Source organism: Microcoleus sp. C2D2 (assembly GCF_036702495.1).
Classification (GTDB): Bacteria; Cyanobacteriota; Cyanobacteriia; order Cyanobacteriales; family Microcoleaceae; genus Microcoleus.
The window spans coordinates 59,186-85,364 of record NZ_JAUBTO010000012.1 but is presented as its reverse complement, the minus strand read 5'-3'; the positions used below and the strand labels follow the sequence as shown (position 1 = coordinate 85,364).

17 protein-coding genes are annotated in these 26,179 nt (G+C 44.8%); 10 read left to right on the top strand and 7 right to left on the bottom strand.

From position 1 onward, the window contains the following. Window positions 1-37: 37 nt before the first annotated feature. Both ffh and QUB61_RS06890 read right to left on the bottom strand, forming a co-directional pair. Window positions 38-1,486, bottom strand: a complete 1,449-nt coding sequence (gene ffh, locus QUB61_RS06895; RefSeq protein WP_333035131.1) for a signal recognition particle protein — start codon at window positions 1,484-1,486, stop codon at window positions 38-40. A gap of 290 nt (window positions 1,487-1,776) precedes the next feature. After that, window positions 1,777-2,460, bottom strand: a complete 684-nt coding sequence (locus QUB61_RS06890) for a hypothetical protein (protein WP_333125414.1) — start codon at window positions 2,458-2,460, stop codon at window positions 1,777-1,779. A gap of 270 nt (window positions 2,461-2,730) precedes the next feature. Here QUB61_RS06890 and QUB61_RS06885 point away from each other — a divergent pair, with 270 nt between their 5' ends. After that, window positions 2,731-3,021 carry a hypothetical protein gene (locus QUB61_RS06885; protein ID WP_333125416.1) on the top strand — a complete coding sequence of 97 codons (291 nt, stop codon included), beginning with the start codon at window positions 2,731-2,733 and terminating at the stop codon, window positions 3,019-3,021. On the opposite strand, the gene QUB61_RS06880 is transcribed toward QUB61_RS06885, so the two are convergent. Continuing rightward, complete coding sequence (locus tag QUB61_RS06880) at window positions 3,018-3,287, bottom strand: hypothetical protein (protein ID WP_333125419.1); 270 nt, start codon at window positions 3,285-3,287, stop codon at window positions 3,018-3,020. The genes QUB61_RS06885 and QUB61_RS06880 overlap by 4 nt on opposite strands. A gap of 376 nt (window positions 3,288-3,663) precedes the next feature. On the opposite strand from QUB61_RS06880, the gene QUB61_RS06875 reads away from it, so the two are divergent. Further along, entirely contained in the window at window positions 3,664-3,903 is a 240-nt protein-coding gene (locus QUB61_RS06875; protein ID WP_333125421.1) for a hypothetical protein, read from the top strand. A gap of 70 nt (window positions 3,904-3,973) precedes the next feature. After that, window positions 3,974-4,753: a Tat pathway signal protein gene (locus QUB61_RS06870; RefSeq protein ID WP_333125423.1), complete on the top strand. Its 780-nt coding sequence runs from the start codon at window positions 3,974-3,976 to the stop codon at window positions 4,751-4,753. Between the two features lie 731 nt (window positions 4,754-5,484). Here the strand turns inward: QUB61_RS06870 and QUB61_RS06865 are convergent. After that, complete coding sequence (locus QUB61_RS06865) at window positions 5,485-6,090, bottom strand: Uma2 family endonuclease (protein ID WP_333125425.1); 606 nt, start codon at window positions 6,088-6,090, stop codon at window positions 5,485-5,487. Between the two features lie 193 nt (window positions 6,091-6,283). Beyond that, window positions 6,284-7,066 carry a calcium-binding protein gene (locus QUB61_RS06860; RefSeq protein WP_333125430.1) on the bottom strand — a complete coding sequence of 261 codons (783 nt, stop codon included), beginning with the start codon at window positions 7,064-7,066 and terminating at the stop codon, window positions 6,284-6,286. 505 nt (window positions 7,067-7,571) lie between these two features. On the opposite strand from QUB61_RS06860, the gene QUB61_RS06855 reads away from it, so the two are divergent. The 3 genes from QUB61_RS06855 to QUB61_RS06845 all read left to right on the top strand — a co-directional run bounded on the left by QUB61_RS06855 (window position 7,572) and on the right by QUB61_RS06845 (window position 16,490). Next, window positions 7,572-9,959, top strand: coding sequence for a GAF domain-containing protein (locus tag QUB61_RS06855; protein WP_333125432.1), 2,388 nt, complete (start codon window positions 7,572-7,574; stop codon window positions 9,957-9,959). A 307-nt stretch (window positions 9,960-10,266) separates the two neighbouring features. Beyond that, window positions 10,267-15,720 carry an AAA family ATPase gene (locus QUB61_RS06850; RefSeq protein ID WP_333125435.1) on the top strand — a complete coding sequence of 1,818 codons (5,454 nt, stop codon included), beginning with the start codon at window positions 10,267-10,269 and terminating at the stop codon, window positions 15,718-15,720. 350 nt (window positions 15,721-16,070) lie between these two features. After that, complete coding sequence (locus QUB61_RS06845) at window positions 16,071-16,490, top strand: hypothetical protein (RefSeq protein WP_333125438.1); 420 nt, start codon at window positions 16,071-16,073, stop codon at window positions 16,488-16,490. 178 nt (window positions 16,491-16,668) lie between these two features. Here the strand turns inward: QUB61_RS06845 and QUB61_RS06840 are convergent, their stop codons facing one another. Then, window positions 16,669-17,091: a DCC1-like thiol-disulfide oxidoreductase family protein gene (locus QUB61_RS06840; protein ID WP_333125441.1), complete on the bottom strand. Its 423-nt coding sequence runs from the start codon at window positions 17,089-17,091 to the stop codon at window positions 16,669-16,671. 140 nt (window positions 17,092-17,231) lie between these two features. Further along, window positions 17,232-20,315 carry a PAS domain S-box protein gene (locus tag QUB61_RS06835; RefSeq protein ID WP_333125443.1) on the bottom strand — a complete coding sequence of 1,028 codons (3,084 nt, stop codon included), beginning with the start codon at window positions 20,313-20,315 and terminating at the stop codon, window positions 17,232-17,234. A gap of 406 nt (window positions 20,316-20,721) precedes the next feature. On the opposite strand from QUB61_RS06835, the gene QUB61_RS06830 reads away from it, so the two are divergent. From QUB61_RS06830 to QUB61_RS06815, 4 genes are all read left to right on the top strand, one after another. Further along, window positions 20,722-21,915: an NAD(P)/FAD-dependent oxidoreductase gene (locus tag QUB61_RS06830; protein ID WP_333125446.1), complete on the top strand. Its 1,194-nt coding sequence runs from the start codon at window positions 20,722-20,724 to the stop codon at window positions 21,913-21,915. A gap of 236 nt (window positions 21,916-22,151) precedes the next feature. Beyond that, window positions 22,152-24,068 carry a S9 family peptidase gene (locus QUB61_RS06825; RefSeq protein WP_333125448.1) on the top strand — a complete coding sequence of 639 codons (1,917 nt, stop codon included), beginning with the start codon at window positions 22,152-22,154 and terminating at the stop codon, window positions 24,066-24,068. Window positions 24,069-24,302: 234 nt separating this feature from the next. Next, complete coding sequence (locus tag QUB61_RS06820; protein ID WP_333125451.1) at window positions 24,303-25,022, top strand: HAD-IA family hydrolase; 720 nt, start codon at window positions 24,303-24,305, stop codon at window positions 25,020-25,022. A gap of 179 nt (window positions 25,023-25,201) precedes the next feature. Next, window positions 25,202-25,978: an ABC transporter permease gene (locus QUB61_RS06815; protein ID WP_333125453.1), complete on the top strand. Its 777-nt coding sequence runs from the start codon at window positions 25,202-25,204 to the stop codon at window positions 25,976-25,978. Window positions 25,979-26,179 lie beyond the last annotated feature (201 nt).

Genomic DNA, 26,179 nt, shown 5'->3' with positions numbered 1-26,179 from the left:
TAGGGATGCGGCCTACGGTATCTACTTCTTCCTTATACTACAACTGTCCGAAACCTTTTTTAGGCTTATCTTTTTTCTTTTTCTTCTTCTGCTGGGCACCCATATAGCCGCGGGAACCGGGCTGCATTCCGGGGCCGCCCATTCCGGGCATTCCGGGCATTCCGGGCAATCCTCCCATTCCTGTAAAGTTGCCTTGACTCATTTGCTGCATCATGGTGCGCATTTTCTGGAAGTCGCTGACGAGCTTTGTTACGTCGTTTTCTGCGTAGCCGGCGCCTTTGCCGATGCGGCGGCGGCGGGATGGAGAACTTGCTAAAAGTTCGGGGTTGCGGCGTTCTTCCACTGTCATGGAATTGATCATGGCTTCGGTGCGTTTTAGCTGCACTTCTCCCTGCCGCATTTGTTCATCTGAGAGTTTGTTCATCCCCGGAATCATTTTCATGATGCCACCGAGGGAACCCATATTTTTTAACAGTCTGGTTTGTTTGAGAAAGTCGGTAAAGTCAAACTTTGCCGTGAGCATTTTCTCTTGCATTTTTTCGGCGTCGGCGATGTCGAATTCTTCTTGCGCTTTTTCTACTAGCGTCAAGACATCGCCCATGCCGAGTATTCTCGATGCCATGCGATCGGGATAAAATGGTTGCAAGGCTTCCACTTTTTCGCCGACGCCGACAAATTTAATCGGCGCGCCGGATATTTGCCGCACGGATAAGGCTGCGCCGCCGCGGCTGTCGCCGTCTAATTTGGTTAAGATTGCGCCGGTAATGCCGATTTGTTCGTGAAAGGTACGGGTTAAATTTGCTGCTTCTTGCCCGGTCATGGCATCAACAACTAACAGCGTTTCGTGGGGTTGTACTGTTTGTTTGATGCGGCCCAATTCTGCCATCATGTCTTGGTCGATTTGCAGGCGGCCTGCTGTATCGACGATGATGGTATCAATGCCGATTTGTTTGCCGTGTTCGATGCCTTGGCGGGCAATTTCTACGGGGTCAATGTCTTTGCCTAATTCAAATACTGGTACGTCGATTTGTTTGCCGAGTGTGAGCAATTGGTCGATCGCGGCGGGTCGATAAATGTCGGTTGCGACTAGCAGTGCGGTGCGGTTTTGCTTGCGGAGGTGGAGTGCTAGTTTGGCGGTGGCTGTGGTTTTCCCGGTTCCTTGCAAACCAGCCATCAGGATCACTGTGGGCCCGGATTCGGCGGTGGCGAGGGGTACGTTGGTTTCCCCCATGACGCGCACGAGTTCGTCGTGGACGATTTTGATGAATTGTTGGTCGGGACGGACGCCTGAAACTACTTCTGCTCCTTGTGCTTTTGCTGCTACCTCTCCGATGAAGTTTTTGACGACTTGGAGGTTGACATCGGCTTCCAGGAGGGCGCGGCGGACTTCTTTGAGCGCGTCTTGGATGTTGGACTCGGAGATTTTATTTTGTCCGCGCAGTTTTTTCCAGGTGGATTCGAGTCGATCGGCAAGGGCTTCAAACATAGGGCTTTGTTGGCTAGTCAGTCTTTTTAATTTTAATGCTAAATGCGGAGGTTTGGATTAATGTTTTGCTAATTTTTGAATAATCCTTTCAGGGCGGGCTCGCGTGCCCACCCCACAAGAAAATTTATATATTGTGGAACAGGCATCTTGCCTGTTATTAAAACTGCTGCCACAAAATTCATCTATTGTGGAATAGGCATCTTGCCTGTTCCTAAAACTGCTGCCCTAAAATTCATCTATTGTGGAACAGGCATCTTGCCTGTTCCTAAAACTGCTGCCCTAAAATTCATCTATTGTGGAACAGGCATCTTGCCTGTTCTTAAAACTGCTATAAGATGTGAGTTTTTATGTATTCTGCGATTGCTGGTTGGAGTTTGAAGAGGGTTCGATCGCCTTTTTGGACTTTTTCGATTTTCGATTAATGACCTGCGTCTCAATGATGCGACGGCTTTTAGGAATTCTGAAGGGGATAATTCGAGAATGGCTGGCTTTTTGGAGATTTCTAGTGCTTTGATTTGATTTGCTAACCATGACATTACTTGTTTTTCGCTTTCTGACAATCGCTGAAAATGTTGGTGCAATAAATATTCTAAGTCTCCTAAAACTAGGCTATCATAGGATAAAAATTCAAAAACTTTGCCGCTAAATAAGTCTTGAATTGCAGCAGATACTATATTTAACCACAAGGGGTTGCCTCGGTAAAGGTCTATCAATTCTGACCATTTTTCCGATTCGGTTAAGCCTTTTTCTGTGAATATTTCTCGCGCTGCTTCGCCTAAACTATTGAGTTGCAATGTTTGAAAATTTTTGCGCTCGCCTTCTAATGCTGCAATTTCTCTGGGTTTTTCCCAACTAAGCAAAACTATGCAACTGTTGTGACATGATTCTGCTATTTGTTTGAAGAAAGTGCCATAATTTTCATAGCCTTGTTTGTAGTTTCCTGCTAGTTGTTGGCTGCTGAAGATTGTTTGCACGTCATCGAGGATGATGAGACAGCGGTGCGATCGTAAATAGTTGATTACCCCCCCCAGCCCCCCCTTGCTAAGGGGGGGAGACGGAGGTTGAATATCTTCGCCCCCCTTGGCGACGGAGGTTGAATATCTTCGCCCCCCCTTGATAAGGGGGGGTTGGAGGGGTTAGTTTCTTGCTGCTGCGAGAGGAATTTAATTAAGTCGGTTTGGAGTGTTTGGAGGGGTGGGGCGTCGCGGAGGCTTCGCCAGATTATACAGTCTAATTCATATTGAATGTGTTGGATTAGTTGGAGTGCGATCGCACTTTTGCCGCTTCCGCTTAATCCTAAGATGCTGATGAGACGGGTGCGGCCCAAAATCCAGTTTTCGAGGGTGGTGAGTTCGGATGTGCGATCGAAAAATGTCGAGATTTCTGGTGCGTCGCCTAAGTCTATGCGGGGCTGTTTTGCTGTTGGTTGGGGGTTTTGGGGCGAAGTGGGCGATCGGGCTTTTTCACGACAAATGTTAAGCTTATTATTAACTGTTATACTCTCGCCTATTATATTTTCAACAATTGCTGATTAATAATTATAAATTTTACCCTTCTCTAATATAGTCCTAAAATTGGCTTTAGTAATATTTTTTCCTAATTCTTTAGAAAGTATTTTCCAAAGTTGTGATCCGACATTTCTGACATGACTTGGACTTGAGTAAACTTCTTGAGCAATTTGCGTGTAAGTTGTGTCTTGTAAAGTTCCCCCCAGGATAGCTTCTTGAACGTAATCTAAATGCTTTCCCGTCTTAGCAAAAATTAGCTGATCTGCCAGTGTCAAAACTTCGGCAATATCCATAGATTAGGGAGAAGCTGGAGTTTACGCCATTCATTATACCTGACATTTCGTACAATCGTGACATTTTTGATTTTGTCATCTATCTAAAGTCAGGATTTTTCCTACACAGCTCATCCTTTATATTAATTGATTAAGGTATTAGCAGGATATTTATATGAAGCGAGTGCGGTGGCTCAGCGGTTTGTTCTCGGCTGGGGTGTTGTCTTTTACTCTAGCGACAGTTGGCGCACAAGTGGCACAGGCCCAGCGCCCAATCCATGTACTCGACCTGCAATGTCTTGTTACAGGGGGTTACCTTGATAATCGGGGCAACTTACAATATGTTAACAGGCGGCCTACAGACATTTCCATAAGCCGACAACTATACACCAGTATTATGAGTGTACGTGAAGCCAGTTGGACTTGTAAACTTCCCGGTGGTCGTGCTTCTCTCCGATTAGAGTATGGAGTTGACGATCGAGATGAGATTTCACCCCCCAAAATAGAGGTTTATGTAGATGGAAATCAAGTAGCTTCTCAGGTGGGCAAGCCGGGGAAAATCAATAGAATGCTTGTAGATGTTAGTAATGGTAAAAGTCTAGCTCTTGAGATTTATTTCCACACAAAAAAGATGTAATTACAGGTCTTATCACTTCTTCAAACTTAATCTAGAGCCGGGGGCAAGTTCTCCAGGGAGTAGATAAATTATGAGTATTACCCGCCGTCAATTTAGTCGGATCGTCATCTGGGGTGGCGCTTCTTTTGCTGCTTCCGCAACATCCGGCATCTTTTTCCCCAAACCTGCTGAAGCTTATTCTCTAGAATTTCCGATTAGTGCCTTATCAGCCGATCGCGTTTTCAACGGTATTCAAAAATATTGTGGAGCACAGCCCATTCCCGGGGTTCTATCACCAATCTTGCAAGGCAATACTAATGTTAGCAGTAAAATAGAGGCAAGTGCCGCTAACGTTATTCGCACAGCCGACCAAGAATTTGTCGCTCGAAATTTTACTAGCAAAAGAACCGAATTAGCCTTGACCGGGGAAGGTATTCAGGAAAATAGAACTATCAGTCGTTGGTGGGGTAGGCAAGGACAGGATAAGTTCGGTCCTAATGTTGGCTTTGGCTTCGTGGAAAAGGTTAATGATCTATATAGCGATTCCAAAATTTCCGGGCCGACAATGTGCGCTATTCATAATGCTCAACAAGTCTTAGCCGATCAAAGATTAACACCTCCAGAAATCGCCGCTTCTATCTTACCAACTCGATCGGGATTGGATGATTGGGGTTCTTGGGGAGGAGATGCCGATGCGTCTGCTGGAAGAAATCCCGGTGCTGTTTTTGCTCAATACGATACAGCCGCAGGTACGGTGACATCTCGCTATGATTTAGTTGAACCGGGGCCTAAAGGTTTTGGGCGTGTTGAGTATATTATTGAAGCGGAAGATCAGCCTCGGCGGGTGATTTTGGTGACGGTGAGGTTTTAGGGGAAATCAGCATCACGATGATCCTGTAGGGGCGGGTTTCACGAGTATTTCTAATTCACATCCAGGGTATTTATAAACCCGCCCCTACCCTATTCGTGGGATTGGGGCGGGTTTATTTTACCTGTTTGTTTGTTTGTTTCAAATATTGTTGGTGAACCCGCCCGTTGTATCTTGAAAAAGGTAGATTGCGATTTGCCGTTGGGTGGGGCGGGTTTACAAGATTGTTTGTTTCAGGCAATTATTGTCGGTGAAACCCGCCCCTACAGGGTTAATTACCATAGATGCAAAATATAAAATTAATTTTACCTTTGCAGTTGACCAATCAAATCTAATGCTTTTTGAGCATCTGCCGCCATTCCTTGAGCTCTAAATAAATTAGCAGCTTGTTGCAATGCTGGTGAGGGAATCAAACCGCGAATAACCCCTATTCATAGGTGCTTGATAAAGAGTAAGATTTTTTATACTTAGGACTTACGCATCGGAGTCCAGAAACCGGGTTTTTTGCTGAGAAGACGCGTTATAACCCACAGATTCGGTAAAAAACCCGGTTTATTTGGTCGAAATGCGTAAGTCCTAATACTCCGAATAGTATAAATGAAAATGAAGTGTCCGCAAACAATAAATACTGGAGGTTTTCCGATGATTTCGATTTTTATGACATTTCGTCCATTTCGTATATTTCCGCCATTGCCGACATTACTCGGCCATATTTTATTTGTATATCTTCTAGGTTAACCAGCTCGAACTGCATCCCGAAACACTTTCAAAGCTTCTTTTTCTTCCGACATTTGCAGGCATCTCCCCAGCAATTCTAGATCCAAATCCGGCAACAGCATACTCCGAGAAACCAGATCGTAACCCTCCGAGTTCAGTTGGTAAATCGAAAATACTCCGTCTTCCCAAAACCAAACTTCCGCTACGTTAAATCTGCGGTAGTATTCCAGTTTATTAATAGTTCCGCTAGTAAAAATAACTTCGATCGCCAAATCGGGTGTTTCTCGCTGCCGTCGGTCTTCGCCAAAATAGTAAGATAAATCTGGTTCCTTGCTGCTGCCTTTTGCTTCCCCTTGGAGTGTAGCGCTACCCGTCGGTCTAAAACTAATATCTTTTTCTACGAAAAAGGTCATTAACATTCCTGCCAGCAGGCATTTAATGGTTTCATGTTCTGGCGAAAGTGTCATAATTTCCACATATCCGTCGAGGTAAGACAAGCGAACACTGCGAGTGTACTCTAGCAAGGAATCCAAAGCTTTGAACTGTTCCCAAGTCATTGATAGCGGCAAAATCAACCGCTGTTGGGGGAGTGCAGTTAATTTGGGGTGAGTCGCAAGGGTCATATATACTTTCCCAGAGTTGGATTTTCTACTTTTAGATTAGCATAAAAAATATTTAAAGGGATAACTATTTTAATATCAATTCTGCAAAGTACGGTTGCTTAAAGATAGATTTCCCGCTATCTCTAGGGACACGGCACTGCCGTGTCCCCTACCCGTAATTAGCCCGATCGCCCGTCTAGTTCCCTACAGATAACTAAGCCAAAAACTGGAATTGAGAACCATTAATTGCCAAAGCAAACGGACTAGCCTGTTCAAATGCACCAGTAAGTTCAAAGCTGTTGGTATTTAAAACTACCCCCACAATCTGTCCGGTAATTATGTTTTCAATCACCATGTCGTTGATAATTCCGTCATTATCGTAAGCAATCAAATTGTCGTCTTCAAAGAAAAGGTCTAGTTCTGTTAAACCGTCCGTCAAACCGATGCGATCGCCCTCGTCAAAGTTAAAATCGGTAATGACATCTGCTCCATTTATACCAAATGCTTCATCGTTGCTTCTGAGCACACATATGTCAGCACCCGAGCCTCCCGTGAGCACGTCAACTCCCCGATCGCCCGCTAAGAAATCGTTGCCCTCATTGCCGTCTAAATCGTCGTCTCCTTGCCCTCCCCGCAGGATATCGTTCCCGAACCCTCCAAAGATCATGTCGTTTCCGGCGTCGCCCCTAACTACGTCGTTGCCATCATTTCCATCCAGGAGATCGTTATCTTTCCCGCCGTAAATAATGTCATTTCCGCCACCACCGCCGATCGCATCATTGCCATTATTTCCTAACAGCCGTTCATTGGAATCCGACGAACCTCCTATAGTATCGTTGCCGTCGAGTCCCCAAACTCCCCAGGGAAAAGACGACAAATTTCCACCCTCTACGTCAATCTCATCGGGTGTAGCAAATCCCAAAAGACGTGGTCCACCGCCAGCAAATACAGGAAATCCTGTCCGATCGCTGATGAGATTGTTAATCCTTAAAGCCATAAGTATGTCCTTTTCCCAATGCTGTTAGCTGTATTATATATTTTAATACTTGCGTTGCCAAATAGCCAGTATATTTAAGTTTTGGTCGCAAGTTTATTTGCTAAATTAGTGACAAGCAACCTGCTTGCCAATTGCCAATTACTAATTACCAATTACCAATTACCAATTACCAATTCCCAGGGCTGTGCCTCATTAACCCAAACCTGCTATATATCTCGCCTCTGAGTCAAATAGCATTAGTTGCTGACACTATCCGCTACTATATACCGCTTATAATGGGTGTTACCCCCTAGGTGGTACACACGTTAATATCACCTATAACGTTGAGACTGAGAGGTTGTTTGTGAATAAAAGTAACAGTCCCTGGGCCCATCGTCCGAGAAAAAACCCAGTTTCCCATACCCATACACAAACTTTACAAACAGGCTCAAAGTTCTTTACAAAGCCATAATCGCCGATCGCTGATATTCTTTGGCAAAATCCACTGCTTTCAGGTCTTTTACTCATGTCAACTCCTAACTCGTCTTCCCATCAAAACAACAACAACTCTGTAAAATCACTGCCAGCGACAGATATCGTCCCAACACAGCAAGACAGTAACAATCTGCCCAGCGAACCAAGTATAGAACAGCTACTGGAAGCTTTGGCGGGCAAAGTACCCACTGAATCTGCTGAAATTGAACGCTTGAAAACGTGGAAACAAGATTTCAAGCGACTGTTTCAATTTCTAGGCGACCGCCGCGTTTTAATCGCAGTAATGGAACCGGGAACTTTTGCCCTGCGTTACGCTAACGCTGCATTTTGTCGCTTGGCCGGTTGGGAGGGTACGTCCTTGGCAACTCAATCTACCAACGGTGGGTTTGCAGAAACCGGCATCACTCTGCTGGAAATGTTCGAGGATTGGAAGGGCAAAACAGCAGGACAATTGTACCGCCACCACCTTTTGCACTGGGTATTTAAGCAATATTATCAAATTGATATCGACGGTTTGCAGGTGCTAGACGAACCTGTCACGGCGAGTGTAAAAAACCCCAAACACCGACAAGCCAGATTTATTGAATTTTGGCTGTGTTCGGAACAGTTGAAAATTAGTCGGATTGACTCAAAAATAGATGAATTTGCGGATGTTTCTTTAAAATTAATGCCTGTTGCGGAACGGGAAGCTTGGCTAATGCAGCCGAATCAACTGGAAAATTTAGCCGATCGATTGCAGTTGGATAATTACCGCGTAGAAGGTTTGCTGCTGCTAGAAGGTTTTGATGTCACCGTGCAGGAACAAATTCGGCGGCTGACTCAGTTATTGATCGATCGAGATTCAATGCTGCAGCCAGAAAAATTTGAGAGAATCGATCGGTGTTTGCGATCGCTCTTCAATGCTGACGGCACTTTGCTGCTGCGCCCCGACGACGAACAGGTACAGCTATTAGTTGCAAAAGACGGCCAACATTTACAGCCGATTCTTTATTCAATGCACTCCCTAGAAGATTCTCACTTTTTGAAGGCCACAGCAGCAAATCAAGTTTGGAACGTGCCAGACTTGCGCCGGGAGTGCGAAACCGAGTGCGATCGAACTTTGCGGAAAATGGGGACTCGATCGATGCTGCTAGTGCCCTTGGTAGTCAAATCTATCACCCGCGAGGGGTGCGGGCAGCAGATTTTGGGTGTCGTGGGGCTGTTGTGCGATCGGCCCAACCACTTCAACGGCATTGACGCTCAACACGCCCAAGAACTCATTCCCGCCTTCATTGCAGCCCTGCGGCAAGCTATCCAAGAGCGGTTTACCCACATTCACAACATCCACCCCGCAGTCGAGTGGCGGTTCGCCCAAGAAGCAGAAAGGCGAAGTTGGGGACTGCCCGCAGAAACAATCGTATTTGCTGACGTTCATCCGCTGTACGGAATTTCGGACATTCGCGGTTCTAGCGACGAAAGAAACCGAGCCATTCAAACTGATTTGCTCGAACAATTCCGCTTAGCTTTAGTCATAGCTGATGCCGTTTGCGAAACACAAACTACCCACCTCGGCGAGCAACTCCGGCTCGACTTGCTCGACTACATCCAGCATTTAAAAGAAAAAGTAACAGTTGATATGGAGGTGCGAGCAGCCGAGTATTTAAACGAGCATTTAGAAGTATATTTTGACTATTTTATGCAGTGCGACCCCATGGTTCAGGCAGCCGTTGAAGCTTACCGAGCAGCCTGTGAAAACGAACACAACTGCGTTTACAGCGATCGCACCCGCTACGACCAAATGCTGAACCTAATCAGCACCAAACTCCAAGAAACCTGGACCCGCTGGCAAGAAAAAATGCAGCAAATTCTCCCCCACTACTGCGACATCGAATGCACCGACGGCATCGATCACATGATTTATGTAGGAAAATCGATCGACCCCAAATTCAGCCCGTTTCACCTGCACAGTTTGCGGTACGAACAACTGCGAGCAATTTGCGACTGCGGCCGCACAGTTTTTCGCCTGCAAGCCGAGTCTCACATTAACATGGAACTCGCACATTTAGTTTTAGTGCAGAATACCACGATCGACATTTTTCACAATGAAAACACAGAAAAAATGTTTGACGTAAAAGGCACTCGCGACATCCGCTACGAACTCGTGAAAAAGCGGATCGAAAAAGCCGTTGACAAAGACTTACAAGAGCGAATTACCCAGCCAGGAATGTTAACCGTTGTTTATTCAGCGGAAGACGAATGGGAAGAGTACCAACAATACTTGCGCTACTTGTCTCGCGAAGGTTGGGTAGAGGCAAAAGTTCAAACGGGCCTAGTAGAATCACTGCAAGGAGTCAGCGGTTTAAAATTCGCTCGCGTGCGTATTTTGCCGGAGCCAGAATCAATTTCTACTATCTGTGAAGTTACGGTTATTACTGATTGACAACCCGTTCAAGTGCCTGTTTTGGGCGGAGTGCGATCGCTCCCATCTCCTCCTGTTTTAGGCGGAGTGCGATCGCTCCCCTCCCCCCTTAAAAAGGGTGAAGCGAAAGCATTCGGGACTCACACACAAGACCGATATTACATTTAAGATGTTTGTTGATACCCACGATCCCTGCCGCGTTTTCACTTAGTGTATGTGCGGTGTGATAGGAGATACATCGCAAAATATACGAGCTGAATCACACAAAATCAAGAGAAAGTAGTGTTAATCTAATGATAATTATATTCTGTAAACTATCAGTTAAGTTATGTTAAAACTATCCGGATACCAAATTAATGGTACTCTGCACGAAGGCGTCGAAACAATAATCTATCGCGGACAAACACCGACAGACGAGTCCGCAGCAATTCTGAAAGTCCTCAAAGCCGAATATCCGACACTCGAAGCCATTACCAGGCTCAAACACGAATATCAAATCCGTCAAAATTTAGACAGCGAACAAATCGTCAAAGCCATCAGTCTCGAAACATTTGACCACCGATTAGGAATCGTTTTAGAAGACTTTGGCGGCGAATCCCTCGCCAAACTGCTGGAAAGAGAAACCTTGAGCCCGCGAGCAAATTTAAACATCGCCATCCCAATAGTCAAAGCCTTACAATACCTGCATTTTCAGCACATTATCCACAAAGACATCAAACCCAGCAATATCATTATCAACTCGCAAACAAAACAAGTAAAACTCACCGACTTCGGCATTGCCACAAAACTCAACAAAGAAAACCCGCAATTTAACAATCCCAACTCAGTCGAAGGCACATTAGCCTATATGTCACCCGAACAAACCGGGAGAATGAATCGCACCCTCGACTACCGCACCGACTTTTATTCCCTCGGTATCACATTATATGAAATGCTGACCGGAAAATTGCCTTTCCCCAGCAATGACCCCTTAGAAATAGTTTACAGCCACATCGCAGTTCAACCAATATATCCCCACCAAATCAATCCAGAAATACCTGTCCCCATCTCTGAGATAGTGATGAAATTGCTGACCAAAAATGCCGAAGATAGATATCAAAGTGCGGCAGGATTGTTAGCCGATTTAGAAATTTCTTTGCATCAGTTAGAAACCACCGGACAAATTGCCGACTTCATCCCCGGACGCTTAGATATTCTCAGCCAATTGTTAATCCCCCAAAAATTGTACGGTAGGGAAAATCAGGTTAATCAATTGCTAGCAGCATTTGAACGTGTAGGGGCGGGTTTAGCCAACAATCTCTTAGAAAAACCAACAACCTTAGAACCAAAGCTGCCCCCATCAGGAACCAGCGAATTAATGCTAGTATCTGGCTACTCAGGCATCGGCAAATCAGCCGTAGTCAACGAAGTTAGCAAACCCATTACCAGGTCAAAAGGTTACTTCATCAGCGGCAAATTTGACCAATTAAAACGCAATATTCCTTATGCCTCATTAATCCAAGCATTTAACTCCTTGCTGCAGCAATTGCTAACAGAAAGTGCAGTTTCATTAGAAATATGGCGCACTAAAATTTTAACAGCATTGGGAACAGACGGGCAAGTAATTGCCGACGTAATTCCAAAAGTTGAATTAATCATCGGCAAACAGCCAGAAGTGCCGGAAGTCAGCCCGACAGAAGCACAAAATCGCTTCAATCGGCTTTTCAAAGAATTTCTGCGAGTTTTCGCGCAAAAAGAACACCCGCTAATCATATTTTTAGACGATTTGCAGTGGGCTGATTCAGCAACATTGAAATTAATGCAATTGCTAATTACTGACCCAGAGCAGCAATATCTCTTGCTAATTGGTGCTTATCGAGACAATGAAGTTAGTCCGACCCACCCCTTAATTCATACTGTAGAAGAGATTGAAAAAACTGGTACAATTGTCAACAATATCGTGCTGCAACCGCTGGATTTAGCAAATGTGACTGAATTAGTCACTGAAACACTTAACACTTGCACAGAAAAAGTAACAAATCTAGCCGAGTTAATCTGGAATAAAACGGGCGGCAATCCTTTTTTCTTGACTCAATTACTCCAAGCACTGTATCAAGACTCTCTTTTAAAATTTGAATTTAATCACATTACAAATGAGGTAAGTCAAAGTGGCTGGTATTGGAGTATCGATGAAATCCAAGCCATTGGAATCACCGATAAAAGTGTGGTGGAACTGGTAGCTTCTCGCATTGAAAAGCTGCCCGCGCCCACGCAAGAAGTGTTGAAGCTAGCAGCTTGCGTGGGAGATAAATTTGCTCTAGATGTGCTGTCACTTGTTAGCGAAAAGTCAGCTAATACTACAGCTACTGAACTTTATTCAGCTTTGCAAGCCGGGTTGATTCTGCCCTTGAGCGATGCTTATCGTATTCCTTTAGTTTTCGATCGAGCCGAATCAATCAATCTCAAGTTAGACACTTCGCGGGTTAGTTACAAATTTTTGCACGATCGCGTTCAGCAAGCCGCATATTCGCTAATTCCCGAAGACCAAAAGCAATCCACCCATTTAAAAATCGGTCAATTACTGTTAAACAATACTCCACCCGACAAGCTAGAAGAAAACATTTTTGATATCGTCAATCAATTGAATGTCGGAATTGACACGATTAGCCAACAGTCAGAAAAAACTCAGTTGGCACAATTAAATTTAACTGCTGGACGCAAGGCCAAAGCGGCTGCTGCGTATGAAGCTGCTGTTAGGTATTTGCGGGTTGCTATGGAATTATTGCCAGCGGATTGTTGGCACAGTCAGTATGACTTAACGTTAGCAATTTACGAGTCAACAGCCGAATCTGAATATTTAAACATCAACTATGAATATTCAAAAAACGTGGTCGATATCGTACTTAAAAAATCTAAATCTTTACTGGATAAAGTGAATGTTTATGAACTTCAAATTCAGTCTTATAATGCTCAAAATAGACCGTTAGAAGCACTCAATACAGGACTGGAAGTCCTGAAACTGTTAGGCATTTCTTTTCCTCAAAATCCCAAGGCGCTAAATATTGTGGTGGGACTGATTAATACAAAACTGAGCTTAGGATTGAAACGAATGGAGGATTTAGCTAACTTGCCAGAAATGACATATCCTGACAAACAAGCAGCCATGCGGATTTTATCAGGGATTCTCAGCAGTGCTATTCAGGCCAAACCCCTACTGGTACCGCTGCTTACATTTAGGATGGTCAACCTGTGCATTAAATATGGCAATTCGCCTTATGCAAGTATTGCCTACGTTTATTATGGCGTAATTCTGTGCAGGGTAGGGGACATTAGTTTGGCATACCAATTCGGCCAACTGGCAATTAGGCTGTTAGGCAAATTTCCATCCCGTTCAATCAAAAGTAGAGTTTATGCAGTCTTTGGTTCTTTTATTCAACAATGGAAAACCGATCTCAAGTCAGGATTAGGCGATATCAAGGAAGGTTTTCAAACCGGGATGGAAACTGGAGAGTTGGAATATGCGGCTTATTCTCTTAATATATATTGTACTTATAAACTGTCGATGGGAGAGCGTCTCGATCTGGTTGAGCAGGAGACTGGTAAGTATGTGAAATTAATGCAGCAATCTCAACTAGAAATGGCTGTACAGTATATAAGTGTAGAGAGACAGACAGCCCTCAATTTGTGTGGCACAACTGTCGAACCATGCAATTTAGTAGGGGAGAGTTTTAATGAATTCAAAACCCTACAAATTTTAATAGACGCTAAAAGCTTTATGGTAGTTTGTTTGGTTTACAATGCCAAAACAATGCTTAATTTTATCTTCCGAAACTACGCGCAAGCCTTAGAAAATTCAAGGTTATTTGAGAAATATGCAGAAGCCGCATCCGGACTTTATGTAGTTTCCGTGAATAATTTTTACTTTTCTCTCAGTCTCCTCGCTTTGTATCCAGCAACTGGCAAAGGGGAACAAAAGCAATATCTGAAAAAAGTGCTGCACAACCAAAAAAAGATGAAAAAATGGGCAGTTCATGCTCCGATGAATTATCAACACAAGTACGACTTGGTAGCAGCGGAAACAGCGCGAGTTTTGGGGCAAAATACCGAAGCAATGGAATTGTACGATCGCGCAATTTCTGGATCTGCCAAAAATGGTTACATTCAAGAGGAAGCATTAGCCTATGAATTAGCAGGAGAATTTTATCAAGCTTTGGGTAAAGAGGTAGTTTTTCAAGCATATCTGACTAAAGCCTATTATGGATATATCAATTGGGGAGCCACAGCTAAAGTTAAAGACTTGGAATCAACACATCCTTTCTTAGCAGCACAGACGCGCACAATTCAAACCCAAACCCTCGATGTCAGCCGCACAACCACTGGAAATACTACCAGTGGTAGTTTAGGCGATTTCTTAGACTTAGCTACTTTTATTAAGTCGGCGGAAGCCCTTAACGGTGAAATTGTTCTTGAAAAATTGTTGATAAAATTAATCAAAATTATTTTAGAAAATGCGGCGGCTCAAAAAGTCGTGCTGCTGCTGCTGAAAAAGGATATCCTCTGCATAGAAGCTACTGGCAGTTTTGCGGAGGATAAAGTGACACTTTTACCGTCTATTCCCGTAGAAAATCGTCAAGATGTACCCCTGTCTGTGATTAATTACGTACACCGCAGTCAAAAGCATCTGGTTTTAGACAATGCGACTGTCGCCGAACCTTTTAAGGTGGACACCTACATTCAGAAATATCAACCAAAATCAATCCTCTGTTTGCCGATGATTTATCAATCTCAGGGGCGCGGAATAATTTATCTAGAAAATGCTTTGACGGTAGGAGCTTTTACAGCAGAGAGAGTAGAAGTATTCAAAGTGTTAATTTCTCAAGTTGCTATTGCCGTAGAAAATGCTGGTTTGTACGCGCGGGAGAAAGAAAAATCTCAACAGTTAGAAAAATCTTTCAATGAACTACAACAGGCCCAACTGCAACTCATTCAAAGCGAAAAAATGTCGGCTCTAGGCAATTTGATTGCAGGGGTTGCTCACGAAATTAACAATCCGCTCGGTTTTATTGCGGGCAATGTTGATGCTGCTGCTGAGGCCAGCTTAGATTTGATTGATTACTTGCAACTTTACCAAGAAAAATTTCCTAAGCCTGGAGATGAATTAGAGGATAAAGCATTGGAGATTGATTTAGAATATTTGATGGAAGATTTGCCAAAAATGCTTTTATCTATGAAATCAGGTACAGAGCGCATCCGCAATATTAGCACGTCTTTGCGGACTTTTTCCCGCGCTGACAGTGCGAATAAAGTGTCAGCAAATATTCATGAGGGCATCGACAGCACTTTGATGATTTTACAGTATCGCCTGAAAGCTACAGATACTCGCCCCGCGATTAAAATTATCAAAGAATACGGAGATATCCCCCCTGTTAAATGTTATTTTGGGCAACTGAATCAGGTATTTATGAATTTGCTGGCAAATGCGATCGAGTGTTTTGACGAATCCAATCAGGGCCGCACTTACGCTGAAATTGAAGCTTTACCGAATACGATCGCCATTATCACTCAAGTCTCCGAGGATAGCCACAGCGTGGTGATTAAAATCAAAGATAACGGTCAAGGGATGTCATCGGAGGTCAAGTCGAAAATATTTGACCATTTATTTACTACCAAAGGAGTAGGAAAAGGTACGGGTTTGGGGTTGTCTATCAGCCGGCAAATTGTGGAAGAAACCCACGGCGGTAAACTAACTTGCGAATCGGTGCTGGGAGAAGGTTCGGAATTTGCGATCGCCCTGCCGCTTTGATAAAATTTATTCACCACCCTTACCGAATTCAGTCATTGCCAATGCTTCAATCTAAAATCGATTTACCCCACAGATAAATCTGGGAGCTTGAACTAGGGTCTAAAATTTTTATCTTTCCACGACTTAAGTACGTGGCACGGTATCCGTTTTTGGACTGGGTCAATGCTTCAATTCTTTAATCTCAAATCTCAAATCTAAAATCGATTGACTTGTGCTTAACACACACTTTGAAATTTGTCAATTCCTAAATATCTATCAAATAGTCCACAGTTCAGTGTTTAAAGCAGGCAGTATGCAGTTACATTGTTAGCTAAATCATGTAATAACTGTATTTGATAGGAGTTTTTCGAGTGAACGCTGCCGAACAAGCCAGAAATATAGAAGTGGCCAGCAAAATTGCTGCCGTTGTTAATTTATTCAAGTCCGAATTCCCGGATACGAAAGTCGATTTGAAGCCTTGGATGAATGACGAGGATACCAGGGAACTTGTAGATCCAGATTCGATCGACATTGGTTTCCATTTCCCCGGTAGAAGCCGCTTGCTGCAAAGCCGCAGCATCCTGATTCAAATCCGATTTTACCAAGATCCGGTAGAAGGAAGCCGTCGGGCGATCGGGGTTGAGGCGGCCGGTTACGATCATACTGGTCAGCAGTGGCGCTTTTCCACCGTGGAAAATTGGAGTTTTTTCGGTCAAACCGAACCCGCTGCGGAGTCGGCCCAAAAGCTCAAAAACTTTTGCCGCGAGATATTCGGTTTGTTTAATAGTTAAGTTCCAGGGATTGTAGCAGGGATTTGGCGCCACATCCTAAGTAAATTGATATCAATTATCTTGCACCATTGGTAATAATCCCTTTAGAGGCGTTGCTGAGAGCAACGGCCCACAATAAAATTAAATTTTTGTGGAACAGGCATCCTGCCTGTTCTTGAGAATAATGCGAAGGAGTGAGTTATTTCACACTATCGCAATTGTCGATCGACCTACAGCCAACAGGATAAGCAGATTTGTAAGTCGTCGGACGCTTGCCAAACAAAGTATAGCGGTTATCGCGGACTTGTTCGTACACGCGATCGCCCATCCACTTCATCCCCGGCATTGCCCGGTAAGCAGCCACAAACACCTCACCTCCGGGCAGTATCCGCCCGATTTCCTCCGCCGCATCGCTGCCCTGCCAGCGCCGTTCCGGGGTATTGCCATCTATCAAAATCATCCCCATTTCGCAGTCGCCAGACGTAATCCCAAAGCGATTTAATTGCTCTAAATCTTGCATGGGAATATACTCAAACCGCTGGCCTTGGTCTAAATTTTCTAGTAACTGTACCAAGGTAACGCAGAGATTGCAAGTGCCGTCGTAAATTACGTTATATTTCATTAGTTGACTGTTGACTGTTGACTGTTGACTGTTGACTGTTGACTGTTAGCTGTTAGCTGTTGACTGTTGACTGTTAACTAATGACTACTGCCAACTGCCAACTGACTAAAGACTAAAGACTAATGACTAATGACTACTGACTACTGACTATTCGCCACAGGAATCTCGATCGCAAATTCCGTGCCTTGACCCGGCGCAGAATTGCACAAAAGCCGCCCGCCGTGTTTCTCCACCACAATTTGATAGCTGATAGACAGCCCCAAACCAGTACCTTTACCAGGTTCTTTCGTAGTAAAAAACGGATCGAACAGCCTTTCGTGAACATCTACCGGAATCCCTGGCCCGTTGTCAGCAATCCGAATCACAATATGAGAAGGATGCCGAATTGAACCATCAGAAACAGCAGAATCTGCCTGCATCAAAGCATCCTGTTCATATTTTACCTCCGTACAAATCCGCAGCGTCGGCGAAGGACAATAAGGAATAGGCGCCAGTTCGCCGTCCGCCCACTGTCCAGTCTCCATTGCCTCTTCCAAAGCATCAATTGCATTGCTAATAATATTCATAAATACCTGATTCAACTGTCCTGCATAACACTGTACGCGGGGCAAATTTCCGAACTCTTTGAGCAGCGTAATTTTCGGATGTCCTGCCGTTTCTTTGAACCTGTGCTGCAAAATCAACAAAGTGCTTTCAATCCCTTCGTGAATATCCACCTGCTTTTGTTCGGCTTCGTCCAATCGCGAAAAATTCTTCAGCGACAGGACGATCTGGCGAATTCGCTCTGCTCCCATTTTCATCGAGTTTAACAGCTTCGGCAAATCTGCGAGCAGAAAATTCAAATCCATATTATCTATCTCTCGTTGAATTGCCCGTGTTGGGTGCGGGTATTCCTGCTGGTAAAGTTGCAGCATTTTTAGCAAGTCTTGAAAGTAATCGTCAGCGTGCATGACGTTACCGTAAATAAAGCTAACTGGATTGTTGATTTCGTGAGCAACGCCAGCGACTAATTGCCCCAAACTTACCATTTTTTCATTTTGAACCATCATGCTTTGAGTTTTCTGCACGTCCCGCAGGGCTTTTGCCAATTCTTGATTTTTAGTTCTCAATTGACTTTCCGAAAGCCGCACCGCTTCTTCTGCGTGTTTGCGCTGGGTAATATCTTTACGAATTGCTACATATTGATGGGGTTCTCCGCTGCTATTTAAGAAAGGTACAATCGTAGTATCCAACCAGAATAATGTGCCGTCTTTAGCTTGATTTTTCATTTCTCCCCGCCAAACCTTTCCCTGGCGGATGGTTGACCAAAGCTGCTTGAAAAAATCTGCTGGGTGATAGCCAGAATTAACAAGTCTGTGGGTTTTGCCTATCAGTTCTTCTCGGGAATATTTAAATAGTTCGCAAAATTGCTCGTTGACATAGGTAATGACTCCGAATTCGTTGGTATTCGAGACAATCGCTGATTGATCCAAAGCAAATTTTTCAAATTCCAACTCTTGGAGAGTTTGGCGCAATTCTGCTTCTGCTTGTTTGCGATCGCTAATATCGGTAATCATCCGCAAAACCCCGGAAAATTTGCCCTCAGCGTCGAAGGTTGGCGTCGCCGATACGATCGCCCACAAGTGAGATCCGTCTTTGCGAGTAAACATAAAATCGTGGCGTTCGCGAATGCCTTGCCGCCTGCGCTGCACGTAACTTTCTGCTATTTCCCTAGATTCTGCGTCGATAAAATCAAATAGCGATCGCCCCAGCATTTCCTCCACAGTATACCCCAGCATTTCGGCCATCCGACAGTTAGCAAAAGTCGTGATGCTTTCGGCGTCAAACATCCAAACACCCTCCGAAGCCGTCTCGACAATGCAGCGGTAATAACTCTCGCTTTCCCTGACTGTTGCCTCTGCTTGCTTGCGCTCGGTAATATCAGTTTGCACCGCAATAAAACCTTCGAGTTCCCCGGTTTCTTGATAAATTGGGGCGATGGAAAGCGCCACCCAATAACCCCTTCCATCCTTGTTGTAATTGTAAATTTCCTGATTGAACGGCACGCCCGTAGCCAAAGCCGATCGCAGTTGAGCAATTGTTAGCGGGTCTGTTTGAGGACCTTGCAGTACATCACCCGGTTTTTTTCCCTTCATTTCTGCCAGCACGTAACCGCTAATCCGAGTAAACCCTTCATTCACCCATTCAATGCAGCCTTGAGCATCAGTAATAATCACACCCTTTTGCGTTTTTTGAGCCACAATGGCCAAGCGCGACAATTCTATTTCAGTTTTTTTGCTTTCCGTAATATCTTCAGCAATACCCAGAATGTACTTAGGCGCGCCCGACTCGTCAAACAAAGGAACTTTTTTCTTGTGTACAATTCGCTTTCCCCGGCGCGGAAGTTGGATAGTTTCTTCTGGCAAATCGACGCATTTTCTCGTTGCCAACACTTCTAAATCTTGTGCTTGGAAGTAATTAGCCTGCTCTGCATCCAACAAATCAGCAGCATTGTTTAACATCACTTCATCCTTGGAATAGCCAAACAATTCTTCGCTAGCAGTATTCCAATAAATAAATTTTTGTTCGACAGCATCTTTAATAAAGACACTAATCGGCAGATTTTGCAGTACCGCATTCAGAAAATCTTGAGTGTTTCGCAAATTTTCCTCAGTTCGCTTTCGCTCAGTAATATCCAAAATCACTCCGTCGAGATAAACAACCCGAGACAGAGAATTTGCGATCGGCAAAACCGGAGAAATCGGCGAAACCCGTGCTGCCAAAAATCCCTCTATTTCCCCTTGTCTCTCTTGTCGAACTCTACTCTCCTCGGCCTCACAGCCAACAGCTCGACCTTTTTCGTAAACCCACCTAATTTCGCCGTCAGCCCGGACAATGCGGTATTCAAGGATGTACGGAGTTCCAGTTGCTACACTTTTTTTGACAGCAGCATCCACATTTGTGCGGTCTTGAGGATGGATAATGCTGGCAAAAGAACGGACGCAATCGTTGATAAAATCAGAGGATGGATAGCCTGATATTTCTTGAACAGCCTCGCTCAAAAACGCCATTGTCCTTGTTAATGGACCGTCGGGGCTTGTACAGTCGCAGGTACAGCGGTAGACAGCACCGGGAATATTAGCTACTAAATTTTTATATTTTTCTTCGCTGCTTAACAAAGATGAGCTGTCTTCGTTATTGCGCTCGCCGTTCTTAAATTTAGAAGAATTCGAGGAAATTTGCATGATTTTTTCACTTGTGAGTGCGGAAGCAAGTGTTAGAGTAGATGACCGTATTAAAAGTGAATTTAATTTGCGAAATAATCCGTTATAAACTAATATAGTACAAAATTAGTTCTGCGTACATTCTGAAAATTTGATGGTGGCTAATAGGTAGAGCTAATTAAGCCTAGAGAGGTAGAAAACAGTTCGGTAACGGATTTAACGGATTTAACGGATTTAACGGATGGATGTTGAGGTTCGAGGGTTCGAGGGAAGATTTTCCCACTTTGCCACTTTCCTACTTTCCCACTCCCCCCATCTCCCCATCTCGGGCTCGGACACTGCCCCACTCCCCCACTCCCTCACTCCCCCACTCTCGTTACAATAAGATAACTTGCCTTGCTACCGTGAGCCCCTCAAACAAAACACCATGACTCAACAACAACCCCGGATTTGCATTCTCGGCGGAGGCTTCGGCGGACTCTACACAGCCCTGCGCTTGAGTCAGTTACCCTTCTCCAAAACCGAAAAACCCGAAATTGTCCTAGTTGACCGCCGCGATCGATTTTTGTTCGTTCCCCTGCTGTACGAACTCCTCACAGGCGAACTCCAAACCTGGGAAATTGCCCCTCCGTTTGCCGAACTCTTGCAAAACACAGGTGTGCGCTTTTGTCAAGGTACTGTCTCCGGCATCGATTTGGAGGAAAAGCGAGTGCAGTTACACGACGGGCCAGAAATTCCGTGCGATCGCCTTGTTTTAGCATTAGGCGGCGAAACCCCCCTAGATATGGTCAAAGGTGCCGTTGAATACGCTTACTCATTTCGTACCCTCGACGACGCCTACCGCTTAGAAGAAAGACTGCGGTTTTTAGAAGCCAGCAACACCGATAAAATCCGGGTTGCGATCGTCGGCGCAGGTTATTCGGGAGTAGAATTAGCTTGTAAATTAGCCGATCGACTCGGAGACAAAGGTCGCGTGCGGTTAGTCGAACAAGGCGACATGATTCTGCGGACATCACCCGAGTTCAACCGCGAAGCCGCCAGCAAAGCTTTAGAAAAACGGAAAGTGTGGATCGACTTAGAAACAGCAGTAGAGGCGATCGAAGCGGACACAATATCCTTACTTTACAAAGGACAATTAGATGTTCTCCCCGTAGACATAGTATTGTGGACAGTAGGAACTCAAGTTAGTCAAGCAGTGCGATCGCTACCCCTCAAACAAAACCGCCGCGGTCAATTAACAGTCAATCCGACAATGCAAATTATCGATTATCCAGACATATTTGCCTTGGGAGACTTAGCTGAATGTCACGATGCAACTGGTCAAAAAGTCCCCGCAACAGCGCAAACAGCCTTCCAGCAAGCTGACTACACCGCCTGGAACATTTGGGCATCCCTCACCGGCCGCCCATTACTTCCTTTCCGGTATCAGCCGCTAGGAGAAATGATGACATTAGGCATTGACAACGCCACCCTAGCCGGTGTAGGAATTCAACTCGACGGACAACTAGCACACATTGCTCGTCGCCTAGCCTATCTCTATCGGATGCCAACATTTGACCATAAACTAAAAGTTGGTTTTAATTGGATTAGCAAGCCGATTCAAGAGTTGCTAAAAAGTTAATCGATGCTTCTTCAAATAGATCGGCAACAGGCAAGATGCCTGTTCCACCAAGATTCAGTTTTTTTGTGGGGTGGGCATCCTGCCCGCCCCTCAGCAACAGGCAAGATGCCTGTTCCACAAATAATTAGTTTTATTGTTCAGCAACAGGCAAGATGCCTGTTTCACCAAGATTCAGTTTTTTTGTGGGGTGGGCATCCTGCCCGCCCGTCAGCTAGGCAATCTTAGGCACAAAAAAAATGCAAAATTTAACATTTCAACAGTCAAAAACCGAACTGCCACCGTTAATCGAGCGGGAAATACTGTTCGGAAATTCCGAAAAAACTAGCCCCAGACTTTCACCCGACGGCAAGTATCTCGCCTACATTGCACCCGATGAAAACAACGTTTTGCAAGTGCAATTGCGTACCGTCGGTCAAGCAGACGATCGCCAACTGACAGCAGATAAAAAACAAGGCATCTGGATATTTTTCTGGACTTACAGCGGCGAAGAGTTAATTTACCTCCAAGATGCCGACGGTGATGAAAACTGGCATTTATTCTCAGTCAATATCCACTCAAATCAGGTTCGCGACTTGACACCATTTCAAGGCGTTCAAGCTGAACCGATCGCCTTTGACCGCAACTTCCCCAATGACATATTAGTGGGAATGAACATCCGCGATCGCAGCAAACACGACCTTTACCGCATCAACCTCAAAAATGGTGCCGTTGAATTTGACACCGACAACCCAGGTAACATCGTCGATTGGACTGCTGACGCCCAATTTCAAGTGCGGGCGGCCACAGCCAAAACTGCCGACGGCGGCTCAGAAGTGCTGTTTCGGGAAACTGCGGACAAGTCTTGGGAAAGCCTGCGAAGCTGGGGGCCCGATGACCAAGGCGATGCCGTCATGTTCTCAGAAAACGGCAAAATTCTTTACATCATCGGTAATCACGATGCTAACGCCAAACGTTTGATCGCACTAGACTTAGAAACCAAACAAGAAACCGATCTCGCCTCTGACCCAGAATACGATGTCGGCAACATTGTCGTACACCCCACCAAGCGAGAGATTCAGGCGGTTTCCTTTTACAAGGACAAGCAAGAGTGGCAGATTTTAGACCAAAGCATAGCAGAGGATTTTGAGGATCTCGGCAAATTTCGCCCCGGCGAATTCTCCATCACCAGCCGCAACCTCGCCGATACCACTTGGCTAGTCGCTTACATGACAGACGACGGCCCAGTTTACTACTATGCGTTCGATCGCGCCTCCAAAACCTTCACCTTCCTGTTCAGCAACCAACCCAAACTCGAAGGGCTACCGCTATCATCAATGGAACCCATTTCTTACACCGCAAGAGATGGTTTAACCATTCACGGCTACCTGACAAAACCGGTTGGTGTCTCAACACCCGTACCGACAGTCTTGCTTGTTCACGGCGGCCCCTGGGCACGCGATACCTGGCGTTACGATTCAGAAGTCCAATGGCTGGCAAACCGAGGTTACGCCGTTTTGCAAATCAATTTTCGCGGTTCCATCGGCTACGGCAAAGCCTTTTTCAATGCCGGCAATCGCGAATGGGCGGGTAAGATGCACGACGACTTGCTAGATGGGGTTAATTGGCTTGTAGAAACTGGAATTTCCCAACCAGATAAAATTGCGATTATGGGCGGTTCTTACGGTGGTTATGCTGCCTTAGTGGGATTGACTTTTAGTCCCGATGTTTTTGCCTGCGCCGTCGATATTGTCGGGCCAAGCAATTTGATTACACTGCTGCAAACTATTCCCCCTTACTGGGAATCGAGAAAAGCAAGTCTGTTTCACCGCATCGGCAATTTGGAAACAGAACCAGAGTTTCTCAAATCGATCTCGCCTTTATTTTTTGTCGATCGCATCCAGAAACCTTTACTAATCGGCCAAGGTGCCAACGACCCGCGAGTCAAAGAATCAGAAAGCGATCAAATTGTCAATGCCATGAACCAAGCCGGCAAACCTGTAGAATACGTGCTTTATACAGACGAAGGACACGGATTTGGGCGCCCGGAAAATCGGCTGCACTTTTATGCGATCGCCGAAGAATTCCTAGCCAAATATTTAGGAGGCAGATTTGAACCTGCGGCCAACATTGCCAATCATTCTGGCGTGGTGAATCCGCAAACAACTCACAACTGAAAAAGTTTGTAGTGCTGAGATGTTGCGCCATTCTCAATAAGCTTTTTAGGAACAGGCTTTCCGGCCTGTGAAGCGAGAAAATTCACTCTTCGCTTCACAGGCATCTTGCCTGTTCTTGAGAATGGTGCAAGATGTGAGTAGTGAGGGCTGAAGTCCTCCAACCTAAAATCCTAGGCAATCAGGACTAAAGTCCTTACTACAAACCCATAACAAATAGCAAATAGCAAATAACAAATGACCGAAGTAATTTTTTTAGACGCCGCCGGTACACTATTTGACGTTTGCGGCAGCGTCGGCGAAGTCTACGGAAAATTCGCCCGCAGTTGGGGAATAACAGTTTCTAACGAAGACTTAAATACAGCTTTTTCCCAAAGTTTTGCTGACTCAAATCCGATGGCATTTCCCGGAAGAGAATTAGCAAAAATTCCCCAACTAGAATTTGAATGGTGGCAAGCAGTTGCCGCGAAAGCTTTTCAAATAGCAGGCGTTTTCAACCAATTTTCAGACTTTCCCAAATTCTTTGTCGAACTCTACGCTCATTTTGCCACCGCCGAACCTTGGTTCGTCTATCCCGACGTATTCCCAGCATTAAATAAGTGGCAGCAACAAGGAATTGAATTAGCAGTAGTATCGAATTTCGATTCCAGAATTTATGCAGTATTAAAAGCACTCAATTTAGCCGAATATTTCACATCAGTGACAATTTCTACCGAAGTTGGTGCAGCAAAACCCGACTCTCAAATTTTTACCGCTGCTTTGCAAAAGCACAACTGCATTGCCGAGAATGTGTGGCATATCGGCGACAGCTTCAAAGCAGATTATTGCGGTGCTAAAGCCGCTGGATTAAAAGCAATTTGGTTGAACCGAGAACAGGAAAAAGTAGAATCCGGCAAATTGCCTTTAACTGAAACAAAAATAGAACAGTGCAGCAGCCTTGATTATTTGGCATTTTAACTTTACAATTTTAAGTAACGTACACAATTTAATAAATCAATTATCTGTAGGGTGCGCCGGGCCGCGGACCTTAGGGTTATCCGTAGCGTGCGCGCTGCACACCTTACCGTTATTAACTAACGTACAAGATTTAATACATCAATAGCTTTACTGCTATAGGGAGACCGTAGTATCTAATCATGAAAAAAACATCGCTGACAACTATATTAACAGACACAATCACCGTGTTTTGGGGAGAATGGTTAGATTTGCGAGTCCGAATCCTGCCAGTTGCCGCCGCTGGTTTAGTATCCCCAGTCATTTACATTCTAGCTTTTGGTTTTGGGTTGGGAAGTTCCTTGCCTAAACCTGCAATTGGCGGCAATTATCTAGAATTTATGCTGCCGGGAATGGTAGCACTCTCATCGATGACAGTAAGTTTTACCGGCACAGTATTTTCGATTTGCGGCGAACGCCTTTTTACTAAAACATTTGAGGAATTGCTGTTGTTGCCAGTACACCCCCTCGCTTTGCACGCGGGCAAAATGCTAGCAGGAATATTGCGGGGAATGCTGACTTCAGTTTCCGTGATTTTAGTAGCAGTTTTGTTTACTCAAAAGCTCGTCTTTCTGAATCCACTATTTTTGTTAGTGATAATTCTCAACTCCGCTGTATTTGCGGGCCTGGGAGTGATAGTTGGGTTAACCGTAAAATCTCTGGAATCTGTGGGATTGTACAACAATTTTCTGATAACTCCCATGTCATTTTTAGGAGCGACATTTTTCGACCCAGCCTCGCTACCCGTAGCCCTGAAAGGAATAGTTTATCTGTTGCCGCTGACTTATGCCAGCATTGGATTGAGAGCTGCTGCTTACGATGTGGCAAAGTTTCCTTGGTACAGCATACCTGTTTTGTTAGTGGCTGCGATCGCCTTTTCTTTAATCGGCGCCCGTCAGTTTACTACACAGCAAGACTGAAGAAAGCGATTAGTCATTGGTCATTGGTCATTAGTCATTGGTCATTGGTCATTGGTCATTAGTCATTAGTCATTAGTCATTGGTCATTAGTCATTGGTCATTAGTCATTGGTCCAAAACTTAAATAATAGCGGTAAGGTGCGCGACCCGGCGCACCCTAAATCATAGCAGTTGTGAGTCCAGAAATGTGCTTATTAGTCAT

Bases quoted from the DNA above. Each gene is read 5' to 3' on its own strand.
- QUB61_RS06885 (WP_333125416.1), top strand. From the start codon at position 2,731: ATGTGTTGGATTAGTTGGAGTGCGATCGCACTTTTGCCGCTTCCGCTT.
- QUB61_RS06855 (WP_333125432.1), top strand. From the start codon at position 7,572: ATGTCAACTCCTAACTCGTCTTCCCATCAAAACAACAACAACTCTGTA.
- QUB61_RS06850 (WP_333125435.1), top strand. From the start codon at position 10,267: ATGTTAAAACTATCCGGATACCAAATTAATGGTACTCTGCACGAAGGC.
- QUB61_RS06820 (WP_333125451.1), top strand. From the start codon at position 24,303: ATGACCGAAGTAATTTTTTTAGACGCCGCCGGTACACTATTTGACGTT.
- QUB61_RS06870 (WP_333125423.1), top strand. From the start codon at position 3,974: ATGAGTATTACCCGCCGTCAATTTAGTCGGATCGTCATCTGGGGTGGC.
- QUB61_RS06875 (WP_333125421.1), top strand. From the start codon at position 3,664: ATGAGTGTACGTGAAGCCAGTTGGACTTGTAAACTTCCCGGTGGTCGT.
- QUB61_RS06860 (WP_333125430.1), bottom strand. From the start codon at position 7,066: ATGGCTTTAAGGATTAACAATCTCATCAGCGATCGGACAGGATTTCCT.
- QUB61_RS06880 (WP_333125419.1), bottom strand. From the start codon at position 3,287: ATGGATATTGCCGAAGTTTTGACACTGGCAGATCAGCTAATTTTTGCT.
- QUB61_RS06825 (WP_333125448.1), top strand. From the start codon at position 22,152: ATGCAAAATTTAACATTTCAACAGTCAAAAACCGAACTGCCACCGTTA.
- QUB61_RS06865 (WP_333125425.1), bottom strand. From the start codon at position 6,090: ATGACCCTTGCGACTCACCCCAAATTAACTGCACTCCCCCAACAGCGG.
- QUB61_RS06830 (WP_333125446.1), top strand. From the start codon at position 20,722: ATGACTCAACAACAACCCCGGATTTGCATTCTCGGCGGAGGCTTCGGC.
- QUB61_RS06840 (WP_333125441.1), bottom strand. From the start codon at position 17,091: ATGAAATATAACGTAATTTACGACGGCACTTGCAATCTCTGCGTTACC.
- QUB61_RS06815 (WP_333125453.1), top strand. From the start codon at position 25,202: ATGAAAAAAACATCGCTGACAACTATATTAACAGACACAATCACCGTG.
- ffh (WP_333035131.1), bottom strand. From the start codon at position 1,486: ATGTTTGAAGCCCTTGCCGATCGACTCGAATCCACCTGGAAAAAACTG.
- QUB61_RS06835 (WP_333125443.1), bottom strand. From the start codon at position 20,315: ATGCAAATTTCCTCGAATTCTTCTAAATTTAAGAACGGCGAGCGCAAT.